The 20,462-nt window shown below is 52.3% G+C and carries 20 protein-coding genes and 2 pseudogenes; 17 read left to right on the top strand and 5 right to left on the bottom strand.

Annotated elements, in window-relative coordinates; genetic code table 11:
- Positions 1-572: 572 nt before the first annotated feature.
- The 10 genes and pseudogenes from EE896_RS18885 (at position 573) to EE896_RS18840 (ending at position 8,263) form a co-directional block, all read left to right on the top strand.
- Positions 573-1,544: a D-2-hydroxyacid dehydrogenase family protein gene (locus EE896_RS18885; RefSeq protein ID WP_140915506.1), complete on the top strand. Its 972-nt coding sequence runs from the start codon at positions 573-575 to the stop codon at positions 1,542-1,544.
- A 185-nt stretch (positions 1,545-1,729) separates the two neighbouring features.
- Positions 1,730-2,047, top strand: coding sequence for an ArsR/SmtB family transcription factor (locus EE896_RS18880; protein ID WP_003854984.1), 318 nt, complete (start codon positions 1,730-1,732; stop codon positions 2,045-2,047).
- Positions 2,044-2,571 (top strand): rhodanese family protein, encoded by a 528-nt coding sequence (locus tag EE896_RS18875; protein WP_140033905.1) that lies wholly within the window; start codon positions 2,044-2,046, stop codon positions 2,569-2,571. The genes EE896_RS18880 and EE896_RS18875 overlap by 4 nt, the downstream gene beginning before the upstream one ends.
- Before the next feature lie 349 nt (positions 2,572-2,920).
- Positions 2,921-3,289, top strand: a pseudogene (locus EE896_RS18870) (methyl-accepting chemotaxis protein); the annotation flags it as partial.
- A 193-nt stretch (positions 3,290-3,482) separates the two neighbouring features.
- Positions 3,483-4,043 (top strand): fasciclin domain-containing protein, encoded by a 561-nt coding sequence (locus tag EE896_RS18865; protein ID WP_003854991.1) that lies wholly within the window; start codon positions 3,483-3,485, stop codon positions 4,041-4,043.
- 61 nt (positions 4,044-4,104) lie between these two features.
- Positions 4,105-4,653 (top strand): sigma-70 family RNA polymerase sigma factor, encoded by a 549-nt coding sequence (locus EE896_RS18860; protein ID WP_033763280.1) that lies wholly within the window; start codon positions 4,105-4,107, stop codon positions 4,651-4,653.
- Entirely contained in the window at positions 4,650-5,327 is a 678-nt protein-coding gene (locus tag EE896_RS18855) for an anti-sigma factor (RefSeq protein WP_003854997.1), read from the top strand. Before EE896_RS18860 ends, EE896_RS18855 begins: the two co-directional genes overlap by 4 nt.
- 40 nt (positions 5,328-5,367) lie before the next feature.
- The gene (locus EE896_RS18850; protein WP_238343245.1) at positions 5,368-5,880 is read left to right on the top strand and encodes a GNAT family N-acetyltransferase; all 513 of its coding nucleotides are present in this window, start codon (positions 5,368-5,370) and stop codon (positions 5,878-5,880) included.
- Between the two features lie 294 nt (positions 5,881-6,174).
- Positions 6,175-6,723, top strand: coding sequence for a GNAT family N-acetyltransferase (locus EE896_RS18845; protein WP_140033902.1), 549 nt, complete (start codon positions 6,175-6,177; stop codon positions 6,721-6,723).
- 115 nt (positions 6,724-6,838) lie between these two features.
- The gene (locus EE896_RS18840; RefSeq protein ID WP_140915520.1) at positions 6,839-8,263 is read left to right on the top strand and encodes an alpha,alpha-trehalose-phosphate synthase (UDP-forming); all 1,425 of its coding nucleotides are present in this window, start codon (positions 6,839-6,841) and stop codon (positions 8,261-8,263) included.
- A 171-nt stretch (positions 8,264-8,434) separates the two neighbouring features.
- Here EE896_RS18840 and EE896_RS18835 read toward each other — a convergent pair.
- Positions 8,435-8,851, bottom strand: a pseudogene (locus tag EE896_RS18835) (GNAT family N-acetyltransferase).
- A gap of 107 nt (positions 8,852-8,958) precedes the next feature.
- Complete coding sequence (locus EE896_RS18830; protein WP_167518483.1) at positions 8,959-9,885, bottom strand: LysR family transcriptional regulator; 927 nt, start codon at positions 9,883-9,885, stop codon at positions 8,959-8,961.
- An 81-nt stretch (positions 9,886-9,966) separates the two neighbouring features.
- Here EE896_RS18830 and EE896_RS18825 point away from each other — a divergent pair, with 81 nt between their 5' ends.
- Positions 9,967-10,944 (top strand): MBL fold metallo-hydrolase, encoded by a 978-nt coding sequence (locus tag EE896_RS18825; protein ID WP_140915518.1) that lies wholly within the window; start codon positions 9,967-9,969, stop codon positions 10,942-10,944.
- Between the two features lie 110 nt (positions 10,945-11,054).
- Here EE896_RS18825 and EE896_RS18820 read toward each other — a convergent pair whose 3' ends face one another.
- Positions 11,055-12,263, bottom strand: coding sequence for an MFS transporter (locus EE896_RS18820; protein ID WP_140915517.1), 1,209 nt, complete (start codon positions 12,261-12,263; stop codon positions 11,055-11,057).
- Between the two features lie 177 nt (positions 12,264-12,440).
- On the opposite strand from EE896_RS18820, the gene EE896_RS18815 reads away from it, so the two are divergent.
- Together EE896_RS18815 and EE896_RS18810 are read left to right on the top strand one after the other, a co-directional pair.
- Positions 12,441-13,058: a TetR/AcrR family transcriptional regulator gene (locus EE896_RS18815; protein WP_003855012.1), complete on the top strand. Its 618-nt coding sequence runs from the start codon at positions 12,441-12,443 to the stop codon at positions 13,056-13,058.
- 114 nt (positions 13,059-13,172) lie between these two features.
- Entirely contained in the window at positions 13,173-13,559 is a 387-nt protein-coding gene (locus EE896_RS18810) for a YkvA family protein (protein ID WP_140915522.1), read from the top strand.
- On the opposite strand, the gene EE896_RS18805 is transcribed toward EE896_RS18810, so the two are convergent.
- The gene (locus tag EE896_RS18805; protein ID WP_140915516.1) at positions 13,540-15,501 is read right to left on the bottom strand and encodes a sigma-54-dependent Fis family transcriptional regulator; all 1,962 of its coding nucleotides are present in this window, start codon (positions 15,499-15,501) and stop codon (positions 13,540-13,542) included. The genes EE896_RS18810 and EE896_RS18805 overlap by 20 nt on opposite strands.
- 186 nt (positions 15,502-15,687) lie before the next feature.
- Here EE896_RS18805 and EE896_RS18800 point away from each other — a divergent pair, with 186 nt between their 5' ends.
- The 4 genes from EE896_RS18800 (at position 15,688) to EE896_RS18785 (ending at position 19,951) form a co-directional block, all read left to right on the top strand.
- Positions 15,688-17,136: a sugar porter family MFS transporter gene (locus tag EE896_RS18800; protein WP_140915515.1), complete on the top strand. Its 1,449-nt coding sequence runs from the start codon at positions 15,688-15,690 to the stop codon at positions 17,134-17,136.
- Between the two features lie 12 nt (positions 17,137-17,148).
- On the top strand, positions 17,149-18,162 hold the full coding sequence (locus EE896_RS18795) for a Gfo/Idh/MocA family oxidoreductase (RefSeq protein WP_003855019.1): 1,014 nt from the start codon (positions 17,149-17,151) through the stop codon (positions 18,160-18,162).
- Complete coding sequence (locus EE896_RS18790) at positions 18,162-18,941, top strand: TIM barrel protein (protein WP_140915514.1); 780 nt, start codon at positions 18,162-18,164, stop codon at positions 18,939-18,941. Before EE896_RS18795 ends, EE896_RS18790 begins: the two co-directional genes overlap by 1 nt.
- 86 nt (positions 18,942-19,027) lie before the next feature.
- Positions 19,028-19,951, top strand: a complete 924-nt coding sequence (locus EE896_RS18785) for a substrate-binding domain-containing protein (RefSeq protein WP_140915513.1) — start codon at positions 19,028-19,030, stop codon at positions 19,949-19,951.
- Positions 19,952-20,114: 163 nt separating this feature from the next.
- Here the strand turns inward: EE896_RS18785 and EE896_RS22480 are convergent, their stop codons facing one another.
- The gene (locus tag EE896_RS22480) at positions 20,115-20,462 is read right to left on the bottom strand and encodes a hypothetical protein (protein WP_003855026.1); all 348 of its coding nucleotides are present in this window, start codon (positions 20,460-20,462) and stop codon (positions 20,115-20,117) included.

Below are 20,462 nucleotides of genomic sequence, written 5' to 3'. Positions count from 1 at the left end.
AAACTATATACATTCTAAACAATGAAAATTGAACAAAAATGAGAGCATCCCATTTCAACTTTTAAATTATCAGCCTGATCACATTATATAATGTATGTTTAATAAGAGTTGTATGTTCAATCCTGCTTAACATTATTAACGGGTTGATATTCTGATGTTATCATTTTCAAATTATAACTGACGACGTAAGTTCACGTTCCAGATGTCTGTCATTATCGGCTAAGCCTCACTTTTCATTACCTTCTGATTGTAAGATGTTGACACAATCCCTCCTTTACATCCTGTAATGACTTCGCTTCCATTGACGGAATCTCGTCTCCACATGCAATAAGCTCTGGACACAACATTGAACCCTCGCGGATTCGAAAAGCGAGTGTTCTGAAATGTTCCGGAGAGGGTATGCGGGAAGCCCCGCGATAAGGATAAACGGATCTGCTCTCCTGCAGAAATAACTCACATATCATGTAATTAAATATCCGCTATGGCACAAAGTCTGGAAGCCGTTAGTATGACATAACGTTATTTGATTAAAGTTAATGCTCTCCGAAAATACCCCACAAAGAGGATGATTGATGGCCATTCATATAGTGATTCCAGACGATTATCAGCTCGCTACTCAGCAGTGTGACTTTCTTCAGCACAACGACAAATACCTGTGCTCGGCTCTGGGAGACCTCACTAAAGATTCAATGGCTGATCACCATCTCTCTGCAGCAGAGGCATTGATACTCATCAGGGAAAGAACAGTGGTTGATGCAGCCTTTCTGCGACGCACACCGCGTCTTAAATTAATCAGCCAGACGGGTAAGCTGGCGAGGAATGTCGATGTTGAGGCCTGTACAATGGCGGGTGTGGCAATTGTAGAAGGGACCGGTTCCCCGGTCGCGCCTGCAGAATTAACCTGGCTGCTGATCATGGCATCACGCAGAAAATTAGTCTCTTCGGTGAATGCAATGGCCGAAGGACGATGGCAAACAGAAATAGGCTCTGCAGTCAATAATCAGCTCATCGGCATTCTTGGCTATGGGAAAATAGGAAAACGTCTCGCTTCCTTTGCAGCCGTTTTTGGGATGAGAGTGCAGGTATGGGGAAGTCTTCGCGCACAGGAAGAAGCCCGTACTGACGGATGGATAGTGCCGGAGAGTCGGGCGCAGTTTTTCGCCACCAGCGATGTGGTAACCGTACATCAAAGGTTGGTCGCGTCGACGGAAGGTAATATCACGGCGGCCGATCTTGCACTGATGAAAACGGATGCGTTATTTGTGAATACCAGCCGTGCTGAACTCGTTTCGAAAGGCGCATTGTTAAACGCCCTGAAACTGGGGCGCCCCGGATTTGCGGCACTGGATGTTTACGACGATGAACCGTTGTACGACGCGCAACATCCTTACCTGCAGATGCCAAATGTGCTGTGCACGCCACATCTGGGCTATGTCGAGAAGGCCAGCTATGCGCTCTACTTCAAAACGGCCTTTGATAATGTCGTACGTTACTTTAGTGGTGATAGATCACATGTGATTAATGCTGGGGTATCAGAACGATAAATTTACCCGTGATATGGCGGTAAAGGCTTTTTCTGACCGTGCATTTCTGATGCCGGACGATTCAGTTGCAGGCTGTGTGCTTACCGTCAGGCCTCTTCAACAGTCATCGGCAAAAATTAGCCATTGCATCCCGCCTGCTTGTATTTTAGTATTTACTTAATTTAGAGAATCCTAAAATAGTAAACATGAAAAACAGTCAGCTTGTTCGGTTGCAGGAAAGCGCTTCGCTGGCGACAACGTTGCTGAAGTCGATGAGTAACAGCAATCGCCTTTTAATCCTCTGCATCCTTATTGAAAAACCCGGCACCTCGTCAGGGGAGTTGGCCCAGCAAAGTGGGCTGACACCTTCTGCCACCTCTCAGCACCTGGCGAAAATGAAAGAAGATGGTCTGATTGAGTCTTCAAAGGTGGCTCAGCGGGTGAACTATTTCATAAAAGACGATGCGGTTAAAAAAGTTGTCTCCACACTAAAAGATATCTATTGCCCGGAGGATTTAAAATGAAGTCTGAATCGATATCGCCGTTGCAAGCCAGTGAGCTTATTGCGCAAGGAGCCGTGCTGATTGATATCCGTGAACGTGCAGATTATCTCAGAGAACACATTCCGGAGGCGGTCTCACTGCCACTTTCCGACATCACCGCGGGTAAATGCGTCGATAACGCAGGCTCCCGTCCTGTGATTTTTCACTGTCAGGCAGGGATGAGAACCACCAGTAACGCTGATGCACTTATAAAAGCGGCAACCTCTGAAAACGTCTTCCTGATGTCCGGAGGCATTAATGCGTGGAAAAGTGCCACGTTCCCGACCGTCGAAGATAAAAAACAACCGTTGCCTGTCATAAGACAGGTTCATATTACGGCGGGTTCACTGGTTCTGCTGGGTGTGGTATCTGGATATACCCTCGATAGCCGATTATTTTTGCTCTCAGGAGTGATAGGTGCCGGTTTAATTTTCTCTGGCGTGACGGGTTTTTGCGGGATGGCAACGTTGTTGCAAAAGATGCCCTGGAACAGAACGGCGAAATAGATTCCAGGACGCATCTTAATTCTCAGCTTTCATCAATTGTAGGCAGATGCGCACTGTTTTCATCGTATAAACTACAGCGATATTTTATGTCATTAAGACCACTCTTTATGTATCGATTCCAGCATAGAGACTGTGTCTATAGTGATGTCAGCACGCATGACCGGACTGGTCAGCCTGTTACTGTCCAGGCACGCATGTATATGCTGAACTTCATAAACAAGCTCAAAATCGCAGGGAAAATGCAGCTCTTCTGTTTCGCCGATGGAATAATGCACGGTCGCCCGTCTGGCTTTCCAGTAGTCGGGTATTTCAATGTAGCCTTTTTCACCATAGATAAATGCTTTGTTGGTTCGCTGTGGTCGCCGGTGAAGTCAGGACGCTGGCGCAGCGCAGCGCGACGGCTGCCCGGGATATTAAACATCTGATTGAAGAGGCTGTGGCGCAGGTTGAAAGTGGTGTTGTCGTTGCAACCGGAACCGGCAAGAGTATTCTGGATATCAACGCTATGGTCGGAAAACTGGCTGTGGCAATGGATAACATCTCGCTCGCCTCGGCTGAACAGATGCAGGGTATTTCTCAGGTCAGCATTGCGGTAAACCAGATGGATGGTGTGACGCAGAATAATGCGGCGCTGGTGGAAGAATCCTCTTCTGCATCGCAGTCTCTTTCAGTTCAGGCGCACTCTTTACGTGAAGCCGTTAACGCCTTCCGCATCTGAGCAGACAGGTAACTACTCAGGTCCGAATGGACTTATGACAAACAGTGAGTGACATCTGTTCAGGCCCCGGCAGCAGGGCCTGAACAGGCAGCTCAAAAAAAGTAAAATTTTTTGCATCCGTTTCCCTCCCTCATTCGTATTAACAGATAAGGGCACTTCGGCCCTGTCCGCAAACTGAATGAGGGAAGTGAAAATGAAGCCATTCCTGCCAACTCTGCTTTTATCTGCATTAGTCTTCAGCGGCGCCACTTTCGCGGCGAGTATGGACAGCGACACGGTGATGGTCGGTGGAGCGGCCATGTACCCGTCAAAAAATATTGTTGAGAACGCAATTAACTCCAAAGATCACACCACGCTGGTGGCCGCCGTCAAAGCCGCCGGGCTGGTTCCGACGCTTGAAGGCAAGGGGCCTTTTACCGTATTTGCACCGACTAATGCGGCGTTTGAAAAATTGCCGAAGGGTACCGTCGACTCCCTGCTGAAGCCCGAAAATAAACAAAAACTGACCAGCGTGCTGACCTATCACGTAGTCGCAGGAAAAATGGACATGAAAGCGCTGGAGAAAAAAATCAAAGCCGGTGGCGGTAAAGCCGAGCTGAAAACAGTCAATGGCGAATCACTCTGGGTGATGTCCAACGGCCCACATAACATTCAGCTTAAAGATGCTCAGGGCAATATTGCTAATATCACCACCTATGATGTGAACCAGAGTAACGGTGTCATCGACGTTATCGATACTGTACTGATGCCATAAAGCGTTACCTATACTGTGTGTGGCCACTGATTGCGTGGCCACACCTTTTACAGGGAAGCCGATGACAAAAAATGTGCCCCACATTCAGGCCGACTTAATGAACCAGATAGCCGGCGGTGATAAAGCTGCTCTTGAGCAGCTTTACCGCGTCCTGTCGCCCCGACTTTATGGGATCATCCTGCGGATGGTCAGGCGCCGGGACTGGGCAGAAGAGATCCTGCACGACACGTTTATCCACATCTGGCAGTCGGCAAACTATTACGATGATGCGCGCAGTGAGCCGCACATCTGGCTTAGCCACATAGCCAGAAATCGGGCGATTGATTTCCTGCGAAAACATGAGAACCGATGCTGTTCACTGGAAGAAATCAGCGAAGCGGAATCGGGTTTTCAGGCGTTACTTCCCGCGGATGACAGTCCTGCAGAGGCGCGTCGTCTTCAACATTGTATGGCGCACTTACCTTCAGAACAGCGACAAAGTATTTCGCTCGCTTATTATCGTGGCCTGTCGCAGAGTGAGATTGCGCTCTCCATGAGTCAGCCTGAGGGTACGGTTAAAAGCTGGATCCGTCGCGCGTTAATCCATCTTCGGGAGTGCATAGGCCTATGACTGCTCAGGAACACAATGATCTCACTGCGGCGGAATATGTGCTGGGTCTTACCGACGATGTGACACGCCATCGGCTTGATAAACGCCTCAATGACGATTCACACTTTGCTGCAGAGGTGCTGCGCTGGCAGAAAGCGTTTAACGGCATCGATTTGCTCACCCACGACGTTATTCCTCCCGCTACGGTCTGGCCGCTGATCAGGCAGGACCTTAACCGGAACGCTGGCGCCTCTGGCACGATATCAGTCCGCAGGCAACCTGGCTTCTGGCTCGGCTGGAGTCTGGCGGCGGCAATGGCGGGCCTCCTCATTTACACCCAGGTGATTAAGCCGGATACCCCGCATTCCCTGCAGCCCATTGCAGTACTCAGTGGCGCGCAGCCCAACGCACAGTTTGTGGTGAGTCTGGATAAGTCAGCGTCACGCATTCAGGTCTCGGCGCTAAACATCACGCTGCCAGAGAATAAAGCCCTGCAACTCTGGCTGATCAGGGGCAGTGCTGCGCCACAATCGTTGGGACTGATCAATCACACCGACAGTAACGCTTTCCGATTAGCACCAGGCGAGTTAAACAATCAGACAGTGCTGGCGGTGAGTCTGGAGCCTGTTGGGGGTTCTAAACTCAGCGGGCCGTCCGGGCCGGTGATTTTCCAGGGCAAAGTGACGTTGCTCTGATAGTCAATGGTGCAGGTTCAGCCGGAATTCAGGAGACAGGGTGAGTGGGTGGCAATCCGAATGGCAAACCGCCATTTCTTTACATTCACAACATCAGGGGGAGGACAAAAGAATGGAAATCAGAGCGGCCATTGAGTCTGATGCGACAGGCATCAGTGAGCTGATACACAGTGTGTCGATAAAGTGTAACTTTTCAGAGGCAGAGCCCTGTCCGCACTGGTTTATCGAGAGCATAAAACCCGATGTGCTTAAACCTTTGATCGTTGCAGATGACTATCTCTGGCTGATTGCCGTGGAAAGAGGTGAGGTAACAGGCGTACTCACCCTTTTCGAAGGCAATCTTGTGAAATACTTTTTTGTGCATCCAAAGTTTCACCGTCAAGGGGTGGCAAGGGCACTCTGGCAGCAGGTAGCACCCATGCTGCGATCAGAAATCAGTGTACGGTCCTCACTCTTCGCCGTTCCCTTCTATGAAAAACTGGGATTTAAGAGAGTGGGAGAGGTTAAGTTTTTCAACGGCGTATCATTCCAGACAATGATGGCTCGGTTCTGATTTAAAAGAGATTTCTTCATTTCTGCAGTAAATATGGCCCTGCCACGCATTTAGTAAACCCGCTTTGGGAGCGAGTGGACCCGGGCAGGCCACTCTTCTTGACTTATCACTGCGTACATTCTCTGTATTCAACTCGCTGACTTATTGCACCTTCCCCGTCCGGCGATGCCAGGGCGGCGGATGTTTTGCAGCGTTTTTACGTTTCATCTGCCTCTTTTTACGCCTTTTTTACAGGCCGATCGGTTTAATTAACGGCACCGGGCGCTGATGCGCCTATGTTCAAGGAAGCCGTGGATGAAATGCATTAACAAACCCTGGTCCATACCAGGGTGCAGCGATGCTGCAGTCACTGAACTTGCTGAGCAACAGCGCCTTCGCCTTGTTTCGCCCCGCAAATGGTTCAGAGATGCCATCGAGGCCAGTACCGATCCGGCACTGCTGAACTATCGCCTGATCTCTCAGTGGCTGGGTGAATCGATACCGGACACCCGCTCTCTGACTCTGGCGCTGAACAATAGCCTCTGTTTTGGACTTTACCGCAATGGCCGACAAATCGGTTTTGCCCGCGTCGTGACCGATATGGCGGAGACCTGGGTAATCCGGAACCTGTTCATCTCGCCGGAATATCGTTTTATCGGGCTCGGCTCATGGTTGCTGCACTGCTGTCTGTCTCATCCTGGCGCCAGGGGCTGCCGGAGCATCATTGCAATGGGTGAGCCTGTACCGGATTTCTTCGAGCGTAACGGATTTATCTCTTTTCCCTCGCTGCCCGGTGTCTACGTGACGACGCTGCACGAAGGGGGATACGACCCGATTTGCGCCAAAAGCGCCAGCAGGCACTAAGCCCGGGCGCACGCAAATGAGCGGTTTTCTCCAGTTTATTATCCGACCTCCGATTAATAGCGGCTCACTGCCAGGCAATGTTGCCTTCTCGCAGCGGGTTCTTAAGGAACACACCATGTCAGGCCTTATCCTTGTTTCTCATAATCAATGTCAACGTTCGACGCTTACTGCCGTTTATGAAGGCATACTTTCCCGTCAGGGCGGGCTGTGGATTAGCTGGGATGGTGAGAGCAAAATGATACCCAGCGACGCGTCAAGACCCTACTTAGTGCAGCAGGCTGGCCAGTATGAAACCGTGACCTTCTCCTATACGCCGGGCGAGCTGAATGAGGGTTACCACAACTATATTCACAAAGGACTCTGGCCTGTTTTTCACCAGCGCCCTGACATGGCCCGATTTTCCACTAATGGCTATCAGGAATATAAAAATATTAATAAAGCCTATGCGCGCGCCATTTGCGAAAATGCCACACCCGACGATGTTATCTGGATTCAGGATTATCATCTGCTTGGCTGTGCTTCCTATATTCGTGAAGAAGGGCTGACCAACTCAGTGGGTATTTTTCTGCATCAGCCTTTCCCGGCTGGCAGGATGTTTGAAACCATTCCCGAATGGCGCTGGTTCACTGACTCATTACTCTGTTGTGACCTGATTGGCTTCCAGACAGTGCAGGATATGAATAACTTCCTGGTCTGGCTGGAGAGCGAATTCAGACTGGATCGACTGGAGGCACAACGTTTTCGAATCAATGGCCGGATAATAAGAGTGGGTGTATTTCCGGTCGGGATTGATCTTGATGATGTGCAATGTCTGCGCGAGAGCAACAGCTGTGCTTACATGGAAATGCAGTGCCGCGAAAGTCTGCCAGAAAATACCGTGCTTAGCGGCGGCCATCTTGATGAGAGTTCGGGGCTGCCTTACCGCATCAGTACCCTGGAGGTACTATTAAGAAGACATGATTGCTATCAGAAAAATATCACGCTATTGCAGCTGGCACCTCCGGCAGCCGGACACGCGCATGATGCGTCTGAACTCGGTCATGCGCTGGAAGCACTGTGCGGCGAGCTGAATGGCGTACATGGCACAATGAACTGGTATCCGGTGAACTATCTCACTCATGCTTATAGCCGGGAAGAGCAGGCTGGTATCTATCGAGCCTCACGCGTTGCGCTGGTAACGCCATTAATGGCGGGTATGAGTCTGATGGCAAAAATGTATGTCGCCCTGCAGGACCCGAAAAATCCCGGTGTGCTTATCCTCTCGCAGTTTGCCGGTGCAGCCGAGCAGATGGAGGGAGCCATCATCGTCAATCCTTATGATCCTGACGCCATGGCCAGTACGGTGCATCGCGCCCTGCAGATGCCGTTACACGAACGGCGAAGTCTGCATGCACGTCTGATGAAAGGCCTGCATATGCACAACAATCATCACTGGGCCGGGGCGTTCTTAAGCATGCTGAACGCTGAGCCGGCGGCGCCTCAGGCTCTCCCGCCACCGGCATTTTTTCCGCGATTAAGCAGTAGCCGGGCGAGATACTGAGATTCTGAACGTAAACGGTGCTTTATAAAGTGAAGGTGTGGAAGTTAACAGGTTCACGCTGATAGAGAGCAGAGCAGGTAACGTTTTATCTACCTGCTCATTAATGTGTTATTTGGATCAGTACTTAATGATGTGATGTTACGGTCTGCATTAAACGGGAGCATCACTATTTCATGACGTTTTGGTATTTTTCCAGATCCTTGCCATACCTTCACTCACAGGGCTGACGCGCGTAAAACCAAATTTTTCGTACAGCCCCGAACATCTGCCATCAATGTGACATAAGCACATCACAGGCATTTTTATCGAGCCACTTTGTCAGCGTTTCCATTATCATGCGGCCCAAACCTTTTCCCTGATGCGTGGATCTACAGCGACATCGACAATATCCATATTCAGCGCGGCGTCGCCTACGTTACGTCCCATTCCGATGACGGTTTCCCTATAAAGGATATGAACAACATAACAGCTGTCAGGAAGTCCCAGACGGGCAGCTTCGGCGGGACGTGGCGTCAGTCCTGAGATAATACGTAAGCGGCAAAAATTCTCTACAGATTGAACAGTTCCAGCAAGCTGGTAGTCAGACAAATTTTTATCCTCTTCTCAGCATCCATTTTCTGCAAAGTCTGGTTTTCGACGTTGTTCAGGGCGGTTGAACTGCAAAGCAGGTTTTAGCATCCCACAAGAGCAGCTACTCAGATTCGCTCTGTCATTACCCCACGCAGTTCCTCCCTGAGCCAGCTCAGCGGCATATCGTTATCACAGCGTTTATGCCAGAGCAGCGAAAGAGCGATTTCGGGAGTCGCCGCCGGTACAGGGCTGGAGCATAAACCGTAATGGGTTATCCAGTCATCCGCCAGCCCGGCGGGGACGGTAGCTAACGCGGGCGTGCGCACCAGTAGCGGCGGCAGAGAGGAAAAATGCGGCGTCACGTAGCGAATCGAACGTGCCTTTCCAAGGGTCGCAAGCTGGTCATCAATGGCGCTCCAGGTTGATCCACGATAGGAAACCAGCAGATGATCATGCGCCACGTAATCCTCCAGCGTCAGCGGCGCAGATAACGAAAGCTGCTCCGGATGCCACAACGTACAAAAGCTATGTGAAACGATTTTCTCGCGCTGCAGCGTGGCGGGCGTGTTATCGCCCACCGATATGGCAAGATCGATCTCGCCACGTGCGACCAGTTCCACATCCCTGAAGGGATCGCTGGCCGTGACCTGAAGCGTCACGCCCGGCGCGGTGCGCGTGATGCGCGCATACAGTGCCGGCATGATTGAGCGCTCAACCCAGTCGCTCATCCCCAGCCGAAAAACATGCGTCACCTCAGAAGGCGTGAAGGATGCTGGCTGAAAAAGGACATTCTGCATCTGCGCCATCAGAGGCCCCAGCTCAGCTATCAGCGCCTCGGCTCGCGGGGTAGGCTCCATTCCTCTTGCTGTACGCACAAAGAGCGGATCGCTGAACATCACCCGCAACCGGGCCAGTGCATTACTGACCGCAGGCTGGCCCAGATGCAGCTTTTCTGCTGCACGAGAGACGCTGCCTTCCCGCTTCAGAACTAACAGCACCGTCAGTAAATTCAGGTCGATACGATGAAAATCATTTTCTCTGATAGTGAGCATCAGTTTAATCAATTTGAGTGATATGGATTGTCTGAGGATACTGCCCACCACGTTGTGATGAAACATTCTGGAGAATAATTGATGAAAATTTTACTGATGCTGGTGGCGTCACTTATGGCATTCAGTCCGGCCTATGCAGCCGAACAGCCGTCTGCACGGGATCAACAGGTTCCGGGTTATTACCGGATGATGTTAGGTAAATTGCGCATTACCGCCGTTTCCGACGGCACGGTGACCATTCCCCTTAATACATTACTGACAAACATTTCACCGGATAAACTCAGCAAGGGAATGGCCAGAGAGGCGATGACGCCGCAGGCTGAAACGTCGATTAACGCCTTTGTTATCGATGATGGCAAAAAGCGCATCTTAGTCGATACTGGCGCCGGTGAGCTTTTTGGCCACGATGGCGGACATCTGCTGACTAACCTGGCTGCTGCTGGCTATCCGGCTGAATCGATCGATGCTGTGCTTCTGACTCATGTTCATGCCGATCATTCAGGCGGTGTCTCGCGTGCAGGCAAGCCGGCTTTTCCTGAAGCTGAAGTGTATGTGGATAAACGGGATGTCGATTTCTGGCTTAATCCGGCCAACGTCAGCAAAGTGGAAGCCAGTCAGGCTCACACTTTTGCGGATTCTGAACGAACGCTTCGCCCGGTCATGAATGCTGGCCTGCTTAAAACATTTATTGCACCCGCTACATTACCGGGAGGAATCCGTGCTGAGTCGACCGCTGGCCATACGCCGGGCAGCGTACTTTATCGCGTGGAAAGTCAGGGACAGACGCTGGTGTTATGGGGAGACATCATCCATGCCAAAGCGGTGCAAATGCCAGACCCCGAAGTGGCCATCCATTTTGATGTCGATCAGAAACAGGCTATTAATACACGTGAAAGGGTACTGAAACAGGCTGCCGATCAGGGCTACTGGGTGGCTGCGGCGCATATCGCTTTCCCGGGTCTGGGCCATGTTCAGCACGAGGGTAATGCTTATCGCTGGGTGCCCGCTAATTACACCACCCAGCTCGGGCAGTCAGTTTCTGACGAGGCCAACAATTAACACATAATGGGTTTGGCAAAACGCGTTCAGACAGATTTACCGGTCACAAGCTCAAAGCAAAGCAGATTGGATATTTATCGGGCGTCCATTGCGGACGCCTTTCAACATCACTATTTCACTGGGCCTCCTCTGGCACCCGGCCTGAAAGCATGCTTTTTCGCCCGCCAGGCGATGATCAACGCAACCGCCATAAAGGTGAGTAGCGCCCAGGGGAAAGAGACCGCACCGGCATTATTGAGAAGCAGTCCTCCAGTAACGCCGCCGCTGGCGATAGCCAGATTCCATGCGGTTGTCACCATCGCCTGAACAACGTCGACATGATTGCCAGCCGAATCAGCGGCGGCCGTTTGCATCTGGGTTGATGCACCACCAAACGACCAACCCCATACGATGACAGCCACATAGACCACAATCTGTTCCCGCATGCCTGCGACCAGCACCACAGAAACCGCCGCCAGTGCTGCAAGGCTGAGCAGAACCAGATGTCGCAAATGACGATCTACCAACATTCCGGTGATCCAGATGCCGACCAATGCCGCGATGCCAAAAATCAGCAGGATAAGTCCGACGTTTCCGGTCAGTCCCGACAACTGCAGGAATGGTCCGATGAACGTATAAAGAATGTTGTGAGCCGTCATCCACAGAAAGATAACCGCCAGAACGGGCCTGACGCCGGGCATACGGAAAACCTGCCATACCGGCAGTCGACGGTCAGCCTGCTGGCCCGGCAGGTCAGGAACCGCCACCCATGTCCAGATAAAGAGAATAATGGCCAGTGCTGCCATGATCCCAAAGGGGACTCTCCATCCCATCATACTGCCCAGCCATGCGCCTGCCGGGGTTCCCAGCGACAGGGCAACCGGTATTCCAACCATCGCAATAGCCAGCGCGCGGCCCTGTAATTCAGCAGGAACGAGGCGGCGCGCATAGCCCGCCAGGACTCCCCATGCAAGTCCGGCAGCCACACCGGACATGAAGCGAGCCCCCATCGTCAGCCAGTAGCTGGATGAAAGGGTGGTAACGGTGTTGAAAATCAGGAAAGTCCCGACGGCAAGCAGCAGCACTTTTTTACGTCGCCATCCACTGGTCAGAACCGTTAAAGGAATCGCCGCCAGCAGCGATCCCAGCGCATAGATACTGACCAGCTGGCCTGCCATTACCTGAGAAACACCCAGACCTTTTCCGATCTCCGGAAGCAGACCCGCCGGAAGGGTCTCGGTCAGAATGGCGATAAAGCCAGTCATGGCAAATGCCAGCAGGGAAGCCAGAGGCAGGCCTCGTTGTGTTGTGGTTTCACTGAATGCGGTATTGGCGTGCACGTTGAGTCCTTTTTTAAGTTTGTAACGCTTAAATATTGCGAAAACCCGCTTGATAACAGGCTGGCTGATATAAATATCGATCGGTATATATATTCGAAACTATAAGCCCCCGCGCAACTTGTCAAGAATATATGTATCGATTAGTATTTATGTCTGGCAAGTCAAAAAGGAACGGATATGGCTCAGATGGGACGTCCACGAACATTTGACCGTGACGAAGCAATTCGTCAGGCGATGACACTTTTCTGGCAACACGGTTACGAGTCCACTTCGCTTGCCATGCTCAAGTCGAATCTCGGTAACGGTATCACTGCCCCCAGTTTTTACGCCGCATTTGGTTCTAAAGAGGCGCTGTTCGAAGAGGTTGTCGAATGCTATATGACGACTTATGGTCAGGTGAACGATTGTCTATGGGACGACTCGCTTGAACCCCGACAGGCTATCGAACTCGCCTTGCGTCGCTCCGCAAAGATGCAGACAGATCAGGGACATCCCAGCGGTTGCCTGATCGCGCTGTCCGTTAATACCTGCTCACCTGCAAACGCGCACATTCGTGAGCTTCTGGCAGCGCAACGCGATCGAACCAGAGCGGGATTTTTGCGATGTGTCACCAGAGCGAAAGAGGCGGGGCTTCTGGTTTCCGGTACAGATGTGCAGGCACTGGCCAGGTTTTTTCACAGTTTTGAAATCGGCCTGTCGACCGAAGCCCGCGATGGCGCAACCGGTAAAGAACTTGATGCGGCGGTATCAACTGCCATGAAGACCTGGGATGCCGATTGTCGTAGTGTTGATTGACTGAAATGGCGCCCGGACTCAACACGGAGCGTGAGTCTTTGTGAGGAGCGTTGTACGAAAGCGGAATAACCGTTGTCCTCAATAAGGAAAAGACGTTTCGTGAAAAGTAAGCTTATGACTGACATCAAAACGTGGGCACGAAACATCAAACGGGATGTGCATGCGGTATGGCTCGCCGCCCGCGATCCCCGTACACCGTTAGTGGCTAAAGTGCTGGCGATGATTGTCGCGGCCTATGCGGTTTCACCCATCGATCTGATCCCCGACTTCATTCCCGTTATCGGCTATCTCGACGACCTGATCATTGTACCGCTGGGGATCATGCTGGTGGTACGTCTTATTCCCCCCGAGGTGATGCGCGAACATCGTGAAACTGCAGCGCAAGCCAGTACACATCCGGTCAGTCGCGTAACGGCAGGAATCGTTATCGCGATATGGATTGTTGGTGCCACTGTGCTGTTCAGCCAAATCGTCGCAGCGTTCAGGCATCATTTTTCCTGAAAGCACGGTAGTCGATTTTCCATGCATTGAGCTTGTTATATAACGCCGTTCGTGAGATCCCCAGCAGTTGCGCCGACTGACGCAGATTCCCCTGTTGTTCACTGACAACCTGTAAAATATGCATCCGCTCCAGATTTTGCAGTGAGGGTTGAATCTCTCCAGGCGCATCACTGGCTGAGACTTGCTGCAGGGATTCGGGCAAATCGGCGCGGGTTATTTCTAACCCTTCACTCAGGTTGACGACACGCTCAATCACATTTTCCAGTTCACGTACGTTTCCCGGCCAATCCCAGGCTTGCAGACAGGTCATTGCGTCCGGCGCGACCACAGGCGGAATACGCTTCAGACGTGTGCAGAGCGCCTGAATGAAAATATTCACCAACTCCGGTATGTCTTCACGACGGTCACGCAGCGGAGGAATTTCTAATGAAATTACATTCAGACGATAATAGAGATCGCGCCGAAAGGCATTTTTCTCCACGGCATCCAGCAGGTTGCAGTGCGTTGCCACGATAATGCGGACATTCACTTTCACGGGCTGAGCCGCGCCGATACGCAGCACTTCACTCTCCTGCAGCACGCGTAGCAAGCTGGTTTGCGCTTCGAGCGGCATCTCACCAATCTCATCCAGGAAAAGGGTTCCGCCGTCAGCCAGTTCAAACTTGCCCGCCGAACCACCACGCCGTGAACCGGTGAAGGCGCCATCCGCATAGCCAAACAGCTCGCTTTGCACCAGATCGCGTGGCAGTGCGCCGCAGTTAAGAGCGATAAACGCTTCCTGCTGACGTGGGCTGGCATTATGAATGGCCTGCGCAAACAACTCTTTGCCGGTGCCACTTTCACCGCTGAGCAGCACTGTGCTGTCGGTTCGGCTGCTGACCCGGGCCTTATGAATTGCCTGCTGCAGACGCGACGAGCGGCCGCGAATCATGTCAAAGGTGTAACTGGCATTCACGCCCATGACACGTCGTGTAATGGCACGGATACGCTGATTTTCACGCAGCGACAGCACGCGTCCGCCATCCGGCGCGGGCATCAATGATATCAGGCAGGAGAGGGGGGCCAGGCCGGCTGGCCTGAACTGCAACTCAATGTCATTACAAAAAGGCATGGTCAGCAGCGATCCGCCCTGTGGCTGTAGCAGTTCATCAATCGGGGTATTGCCTGGATTCAGCCCGCTGAAAATCTGGCGCGCATAACGGTTAAGGGTTTTAATGCGCCCCTGTTTATCACAGACAATCACACCTTCATTCAGCGTCTCAAGAATGGACTGCTGTTCAGCCAGCAGGCGTCGTAGCATCAGTTGCTGTCCGACTGCTTCTGCCGCCGCCTGGACCGTGCCAAGTGTGTGGACGTTGAAATTATCAGGCGTGGCGGTCAGTGTGAGCACACCTATCAATTGTCCGTTTTCATTACGGACGGGGGCCGCAGCGCACTGCCGGCGGCGTTTTCGCAAATCAAACTTCCAGTTTTCACCGCTCAACACATAGACCAGCCGCTGTTCAATCAGGCAGCGCGCGGTACAGTTAGTACCCAATACCTCTTCACGCAGAATACTGCCGATCGGTGTCAGGTCGGCACCGCAAAAATGGAGTGTGACACCCTGCGCATCGGTGAGGTTAATGTGCCCGTCCGGATTATAGGCGAGCAAATTTTCCATAATGCTGCGTGCAACAAGAATCAGTTCTGCATTGTTTTCAAGAATCGCAGTCAGTTCGCTGGCTGGGGGCGCGGTATAGATAAATCGATCTGGATCGATAGCGTACTGCTGCGAGCGTTGCCAGGAGTGCAGAATAGTTTCACGAACCGCTGGCGACGGTTCGCCCTGGGTAAAGCTCTCCCAGCTTCGCCATAACAGCGCGTCCCAACTGTCGGCGGCCTCCCTGTCTGGCAGGCTGAAGATCGCCTCGCTCTCATCTCGTAATAACAATTGCTGATTCACACGCCACTCCAGTGGAATTAAATGTCCATTTTATGGACATGTTAAGTTGACATGTAAACATTGTTGCCAGTTTGAGGTGTGACGTTGTGTCAGCGCTCACAAAATTTCCCGGATTTTGGTTGGCACCACCTTTGCAAAGGTTGATGCAATCACCTGAATCAATCATGCGAAGGGAAATAAGTTGTTATGCGCAAACATAATTTACGGCTGATTCTGTTTATCTGTGCCATTGCTTCACTGAGTGGCGTGATTCTCGGTTATGACGCTTCTGTAATCTCTGGCGTTATCGACCCGCTGACAGAACATCTGAATTTAACGCCATGGGAAAGTGGCTGGGCGGTGTCCAACGTCATTCTCGGCTGCATCGTCGGCGCATGGAGTGTTGGCTTCATTTCTGATCGTATCGGTCGCAAAACGACCCTAATCGTTACCGCTCTACTCTTTTTGCTCTCCGCAGTGGGCGCTGCGCTGGCGGGATCGCTGACCGATTTCGTTATCTGGCGACTGACTGGCGGGCTGGCGGTCGGGATGGCCTCTGCGATTACGCCGCTTTACATCGCTGAAGTTTCACCCAAAGACTGGCGCGGACGGATGCTCGGCCTGCAGCAGATGCTGATGGTGGGCGGACAGGTTACCGTCTATATCGTGAATTACCTGATTGCACGCGGCATGCCGCATCAGTGGATTGTCAGTGAAGGCTGGCGCTGGATGCTTGCTTCGGGCGTGGTGCCTTGCGTGCTATTTCTGCTGCTGGTGCCGTTTATGCCAGAGTCACCGCGCTGGCTGGCGCTGAACGGCAAAAAAGAGCGGGCCCTTGAGGTGCTGACGCGTCTTTCAAATGCCCAACACGCCGAGCGACTGTTACAGGAAATCCTGACGTCAAATCGGGATGACCACATCCAGACCCGTCAGCGCGGCATCCTGCGGGATGCGCGGGCACGCTATATCCTGCTGGTGGGTTGTGCCATTGCTATTTTGCAGCAGATCTCCGGTATCAACATCCTGCTCTATTACGCGCCGTCACTCTTACAAAATGTCACCGGCAGTACCCAGTCTTCCCTGTTTCACAGCATTTTCATTGGTCTTGCGCTGCTGGCTGGCGTGGCCGTTTGTCTGAGTACCATTGATCGTCTGGGCCGGACAGTGCTGCTGCGCTGGGGGGCACTGGGATGCGCGTTCTCTATGATCTTCACCGCCCTGGCATTTATCGCCGATGCAGGTGGCCTGCTGCCGGTGATTGGACTGCTGGCCTTCGTGCTGATATTTGGCCTCTCATGGAGCCTGGGTGCCTGGCTGCTGATCTCAGAAATCTTTCCTAATCGGATTCGCGCCGTGGCGATGGGCTTTGCGTTCGCCTCGATGTACGTCGCTAATTTTATCGTTACCCAAAGCTTCCCGATGATGAACCGCAGCCAGGTGCTGATGGAACACTTTCATGGTGCCTTCCCACTGATGTTATGCGCGGTGGGATCGCTCATCGCGTTCTGGTTTGTCCGTCGTTTTTTACCGGAAACCCGGGGCGTGTCGCTGGAGCACATTGAACCGCTGATGCTCTCCAAATCCCGTCGTTTCGCTGCTGAGGTGAAGCGATCTGAACAACACCCTTCATCGCCCGCCTGGGCAAAAGCAAAATAATAAGGAGTTTTTATGAACCATCAAACAGTACGCGTGGGTTTAATCGGCGCAGGCCGCATGGGCAGCTTCCATGCGGAAAATCTGGCCTGGCGTGTGCCTGGTGCCACCCTTGCGGCAGTGGCGGATCCGTTCCCTGGCGCAGCAGAGAAGCTCGCCAGCCGGCTTGGGGTGAGCAAATCGTATAGCGATCTGCATGCGCTGCTTCAGGATGATGAAATCGACGCCGTTGCGATTGCCGCGCCAGCACGGACGCATGCGGAGTGGGTGATTGCCGCGGCCAGAGCCGGCAAACATGTGTTTTGCGAAAAGCCTATGGCTGTCACGCTGGATGAGGCCGATCGCGCCATCGCGGCGGCAAAAGAGGCAGGCGTCGTGTTACAGGTGGGCTTTAATCGCCGCTTTGATTCCGGTTTTGCGGCAGCAATTGCAGCGGTAAAAAATGGTGAGAATGGCACGACCCAGCTTAGTCGCTCTGTGACCCGTGACCCAGGCCTGAACGATCCAGCGCCGATTCCGCAATGGACCATCTTCCTTGAAACGCTGATTCACGATTTTGACACGCTACTGCACTTCAATCATGGCGCAAAGCCGGTAGAAGTCTATGCGCTGGCCGATGCGCTGGTGCGGCCAGATTTTAAGGATAAAGGGCTGCTGGATACCTCGGTTGTGACTATTCGCTTCGACAACGGCGCTATTGCTATAGCTGAGGCAAACTTTCAGGCGGTCTATGGCTATGACGTGCGCGGTGAGGTTTTTGGCAGTAAAGGCATGCTGCAGGCGGGCCACATCAATGCCAACCACTGCGTGCGTTACACCGCCAGCGGAATAGCCGTCGATACGTCGCGACTGGATTCAGATCTGCTGCGAGAGGCCTATGTGGCAGAAATGACCGAATTTGCCCGCTGTATCCGAAGTGGTGAAACGCCTCGCGCCACGGGCGAAGATGCGCGCAACGCGCTGGAAATTGCGCTGGCCTGTATCGAATCTGTACAGAGCAACCTGCCGGTTAAGCTGGGGGCGCGCTGATGGCTGATTATCAACTTTCCGTCTGCGCTGAAATGGTATTTCTGGAGCTGCCATTTACAGAGCGCGTAAAACGCATTCATGAGCTGGGTTTCGGCGTCGAAATCTGGGGATGGGCCAACAAGGATATTGATGCGCTGGTGGCGACCGGTGCGCGCTTTACCTCTATGACCGGTTATCTGAGCGGTAATCTTACCGATGAAACAGAGATAGCGCAGTTACTGCAGAGTGCTGAAGCCTCACTGGCTGTGGCCGAACGTCTCAGTTGTCCTGTACTGAATCTGCATGGCACCGGACTTGACGACCGCGGACTGCCGGTAAAACCCGTGACAACGGTAACGGGCGCTATGTGGCTCAAGGCCGCCGATACGCTGCGCCAGGTTGCACAACTTGGTGAACGAGCCGGACGCGTTTTCACCCTCGAAAACCTTAATCTGCCGATCGATCATCCGGGCACACCCTTCGCCCTGGCCTCTGAAACGCGGGCGCTGGTCGAGGCGGTCAACAGCCCGGCGCTGAAGATGAATCTGGATCTCTACCATGCACAAATTGGCGAGGGCAATCTGATTGAACTGGTACGGCGCTGCGGTTCAGCGATAGGGGAAATCCAGGTTGCCGATGTACCCGGCCGCCAGCAGCCGGGCACCGGCGAGATCAATTACCGGGCTATTGCACGGACGCTGCAGGAGATAGGTTACAGCGGCACCGTCGCCATGGAGGGCTGGGCCAGCGGTGATAGCACAGCGGCTGTCCAGCAGTTCCGCGATCACTTTACGTTGTAAGCAGCATGCGTCGGGTATTTGCCTGTTACCCAACGCACAATAATGTTAATGAAAACAATAACAACCTCAACCTACAGGAATTGACTATGAACATCATAAACCTTCTGCTTTGTCTTTGCTCCTTGCTGTTTAGTGTGGGAATCAGCGCCAAAACGTTTACCGTTGGCGTCGCGCTGGCTAACTTCGACCTTAACTTTGTCTCCATCCTTCGCACTCAGATGCAGAAAGAGCTTAACGCCAGTGAACTCAAGAGCCAGTTTGTTGATGCCAAAGGCGATGTCGCGCTGCAGGTGCAGCAGGTTGATGACTTTATCAACCAGGGCGTTGACGCCATTATTCTCAATCCGGTTGATACTCAGGGTGTTTTACCGATGATCACGGCCGCCAAAAATGCCGGTATTCCGCTGGTTTTCGTAAATCGTAAACCGGAAGTGAAACTGCCAGCAGATATGGCATATGTTGGTTCTGATTCGGCGCTGGGTGGTGAAATGCAGATGGAGGCGCTGGCAAAGAAAATGAACTACAAAGGTAATGTAGCGATACTGATGGGCGCGCTGTCGAATGAAGAGGCCCGTGAGCGTACCCGTGCTGTGGAAGCGGTTATCAGTAAATATAAAGACATGAAAGTTATTGAGAAGCAGACAGCGAAATGGCAACGCAATGAAGCGGTTGATGTGGTTTCTGGCTGGCTGCTAAATCAGCGTCCCATTGACGCCATTGCTGCAAACAACGATGAGATGGCGATTGGCGCGATTATGGCTTTAAACCAGGCGAAGAACGATAAAATCCTTGTGGCGGGAATTGATGGAACACCCGATGGTCAGCAGTTCATTAAAAACGGCAGGATGGTGCTCACTATTTTTCAGGATGCAAAAGGACAGGCTACCGGCGCAGTTCAGGTGACCAAAGCCCTGCTGAACAAACAAAAGGTTGAGACGCTTAACTGGGTGCCTTACAAGCTGATTACACCTGAAAATTATCTGAACTTTGTTGCTGAGAATTCAAAGTAGTCCCACGTTCAGGGTTATTTACGAACATCTCTTTCAGGTGAAAATGATCAACCGGGGTACCTGAACAATGATGAATATGCGCGCGTATTCTGGACCGTGAACGGTGAAATGGGGAATTGAACACGCGCGCAAATTGCCAGTGAATGATTTTCAGCCGTCTCTCTTACAAACCGACCAGCGTAATCTGTTTCTTGATGGTCAGCGCTTTATAGAGTGCTTTAGCCAGGCTGCCAGGCTCAACGTCAGGCCTGACGCCCTCCGGATCAGTCCAGAACGATTTAATCCGCAAAATGGTGTTGATGCTGGTCACGCGCTCCAGTTCCAGAACGGCCAGTACAGGGTGACGCATTTCGCCGAGTTCTTCTATTGTATCGGCTTCAATGACCGCGGCACGGGATGCCTGACTATCAAAGATCACGTGGCAGCGTGCCCCCTTGAGGTTAAGAATGTCGATGACTTCATAAAGGCATTCAACAGCCTCTGCACTGTAGGTTGCGGACACATTAAACAT

This window comes from Pantoea eucalypti (assembly GCF_009646115.1).
Taxonomy (GTDB): Bacteria; Pseudomonadota; Gammaproteobacteria; order Enterobacterales; family Enterobacteriaceae; genus Pantoea; species Pantoea eucalypti.
This window is presented reverse-complemented; position numbering and strand designations above follow the sequence as displayed.

Excerpts from the sequence above, each read along its gene's own strand:
- EE896_RS18860 (WP_033763280.1), top strand. The coding sequence starts at position 4,105 with ATGACAAAAAATGTGCCCCACATTCAGGCCGACTTAATGAACCAGATA.
- EE896_RS18795 (WP_003855019.1), top strand. The coding sequence starts at position 17,149 with ATGAACCATCAAACAGTACGCGTGGGTTTAATCGGCGCAGGCCGCATG.
- EE896_RS18885 (WP_140915506.1), top strand. The coding sequence starts at position 573 with ATGGCCATTCATATAGTGATTCCAGACGATTATCAGCTCGCTACTCAG.
- EE896_RS18785 (WP_140915513.1), top strand. The coding sequence starts at position 19,028 with ATGAACATCATAAACCTTCTGCTTTGTCTTTGCTCCTTGCTGTTTAGT.
- EE896_RS18815 (WP_003855012.1), top strand. The coding sequence starts at position 12,441 with ATGGCTCAGATGGGACGTCCACGAACATTTGACCGTGACGAAGCAATT.
- EE896_RS18880 (WP_003854984.1), top strand. The coding sequence starts at position 1,730 with ATGAAAAACAGTCAGCTTGTTCGGTTGCAGGAAAGCGCTTCGCTGGCG.
- EE896_RS18865 (WP_003854991.1), top strand. The coding sequence starts at position 3,483 with ATGAAGCCATTCCTGCCAACTCTGCTTTTATCTGCATTAGTCTTCAGC.
- EE896_RS18840 (WP_140915520.1), top strand. The coding sequence starts at position 6,839 with ATGTCAGGCCTTATCCTTGTTTCTCATAATCAATGTCAACGTTCGACG.
- EE896_RS18875 (WP_140033905.1), top strand. The coding sequence starts at position 2,044 with ATGAAGTCTGAATCGATATCGCCGTTGCAAGCCAGTGAGCTTATTGCG.
- EE896_RS18790 (WP_140915514.1), top strand. The coding sequence starts at position 18,162 with ATGGCTGATTATCAACTTTCCGTCTGCGCTGAAATGGTATTTCTGGAG.
- EE896_RS18810 (WP_140915522.1), top strand. The coding sequence starts at position 13,173 with ATGACTGACATCAAAACGTGGGCACGAAACATCAAACGGGATGTGCAT.
- EE896_RS18825 (WP_140915518.1), top strand. The coding sequence starts at position 9,967 with ATGAAAATTTTACTGATGCTGGTGGCGTCACTTATGGCATTCAGTCCG.
- EE896_RS18855 (WP_003854997.1), top strand. The coding sequence starts at position 4,650 with ATGACTGCTCAGGAACACAATGATCTCACTGCGGCGGAATATGTGCTG.
- EE896_RS18800 (WP_140915515.1), top strand. The coding sequence starts at position 15,688 with ATGCGCAAACATAATTTACGGCTGATTCTGTTTATCTGTGCCATTGCT.
- EE896_RS18845 (WP_140033902.1), top strand. The coding sequence starts at position 6,175 with ATGAAATGCATTAACAAACCCTGGTCCATACCAGGGTGCAGCGATGCT.
- EE896_RS18830 (WP_167518483.1), bottom strand. The coding sequence starts at position 9,885 with ATGCTCACTATCAGAGAAAATGATTTTCATCGTATCGACCTGAATTTA.
- EE896_RS22480 (WP_003855026.1), bottom strand. The coding sequence starts at position 20,462 with ATGTTTAATGTGTCCGCAACCTACAGTGCAGAGGCTGTTGAATGCCTT.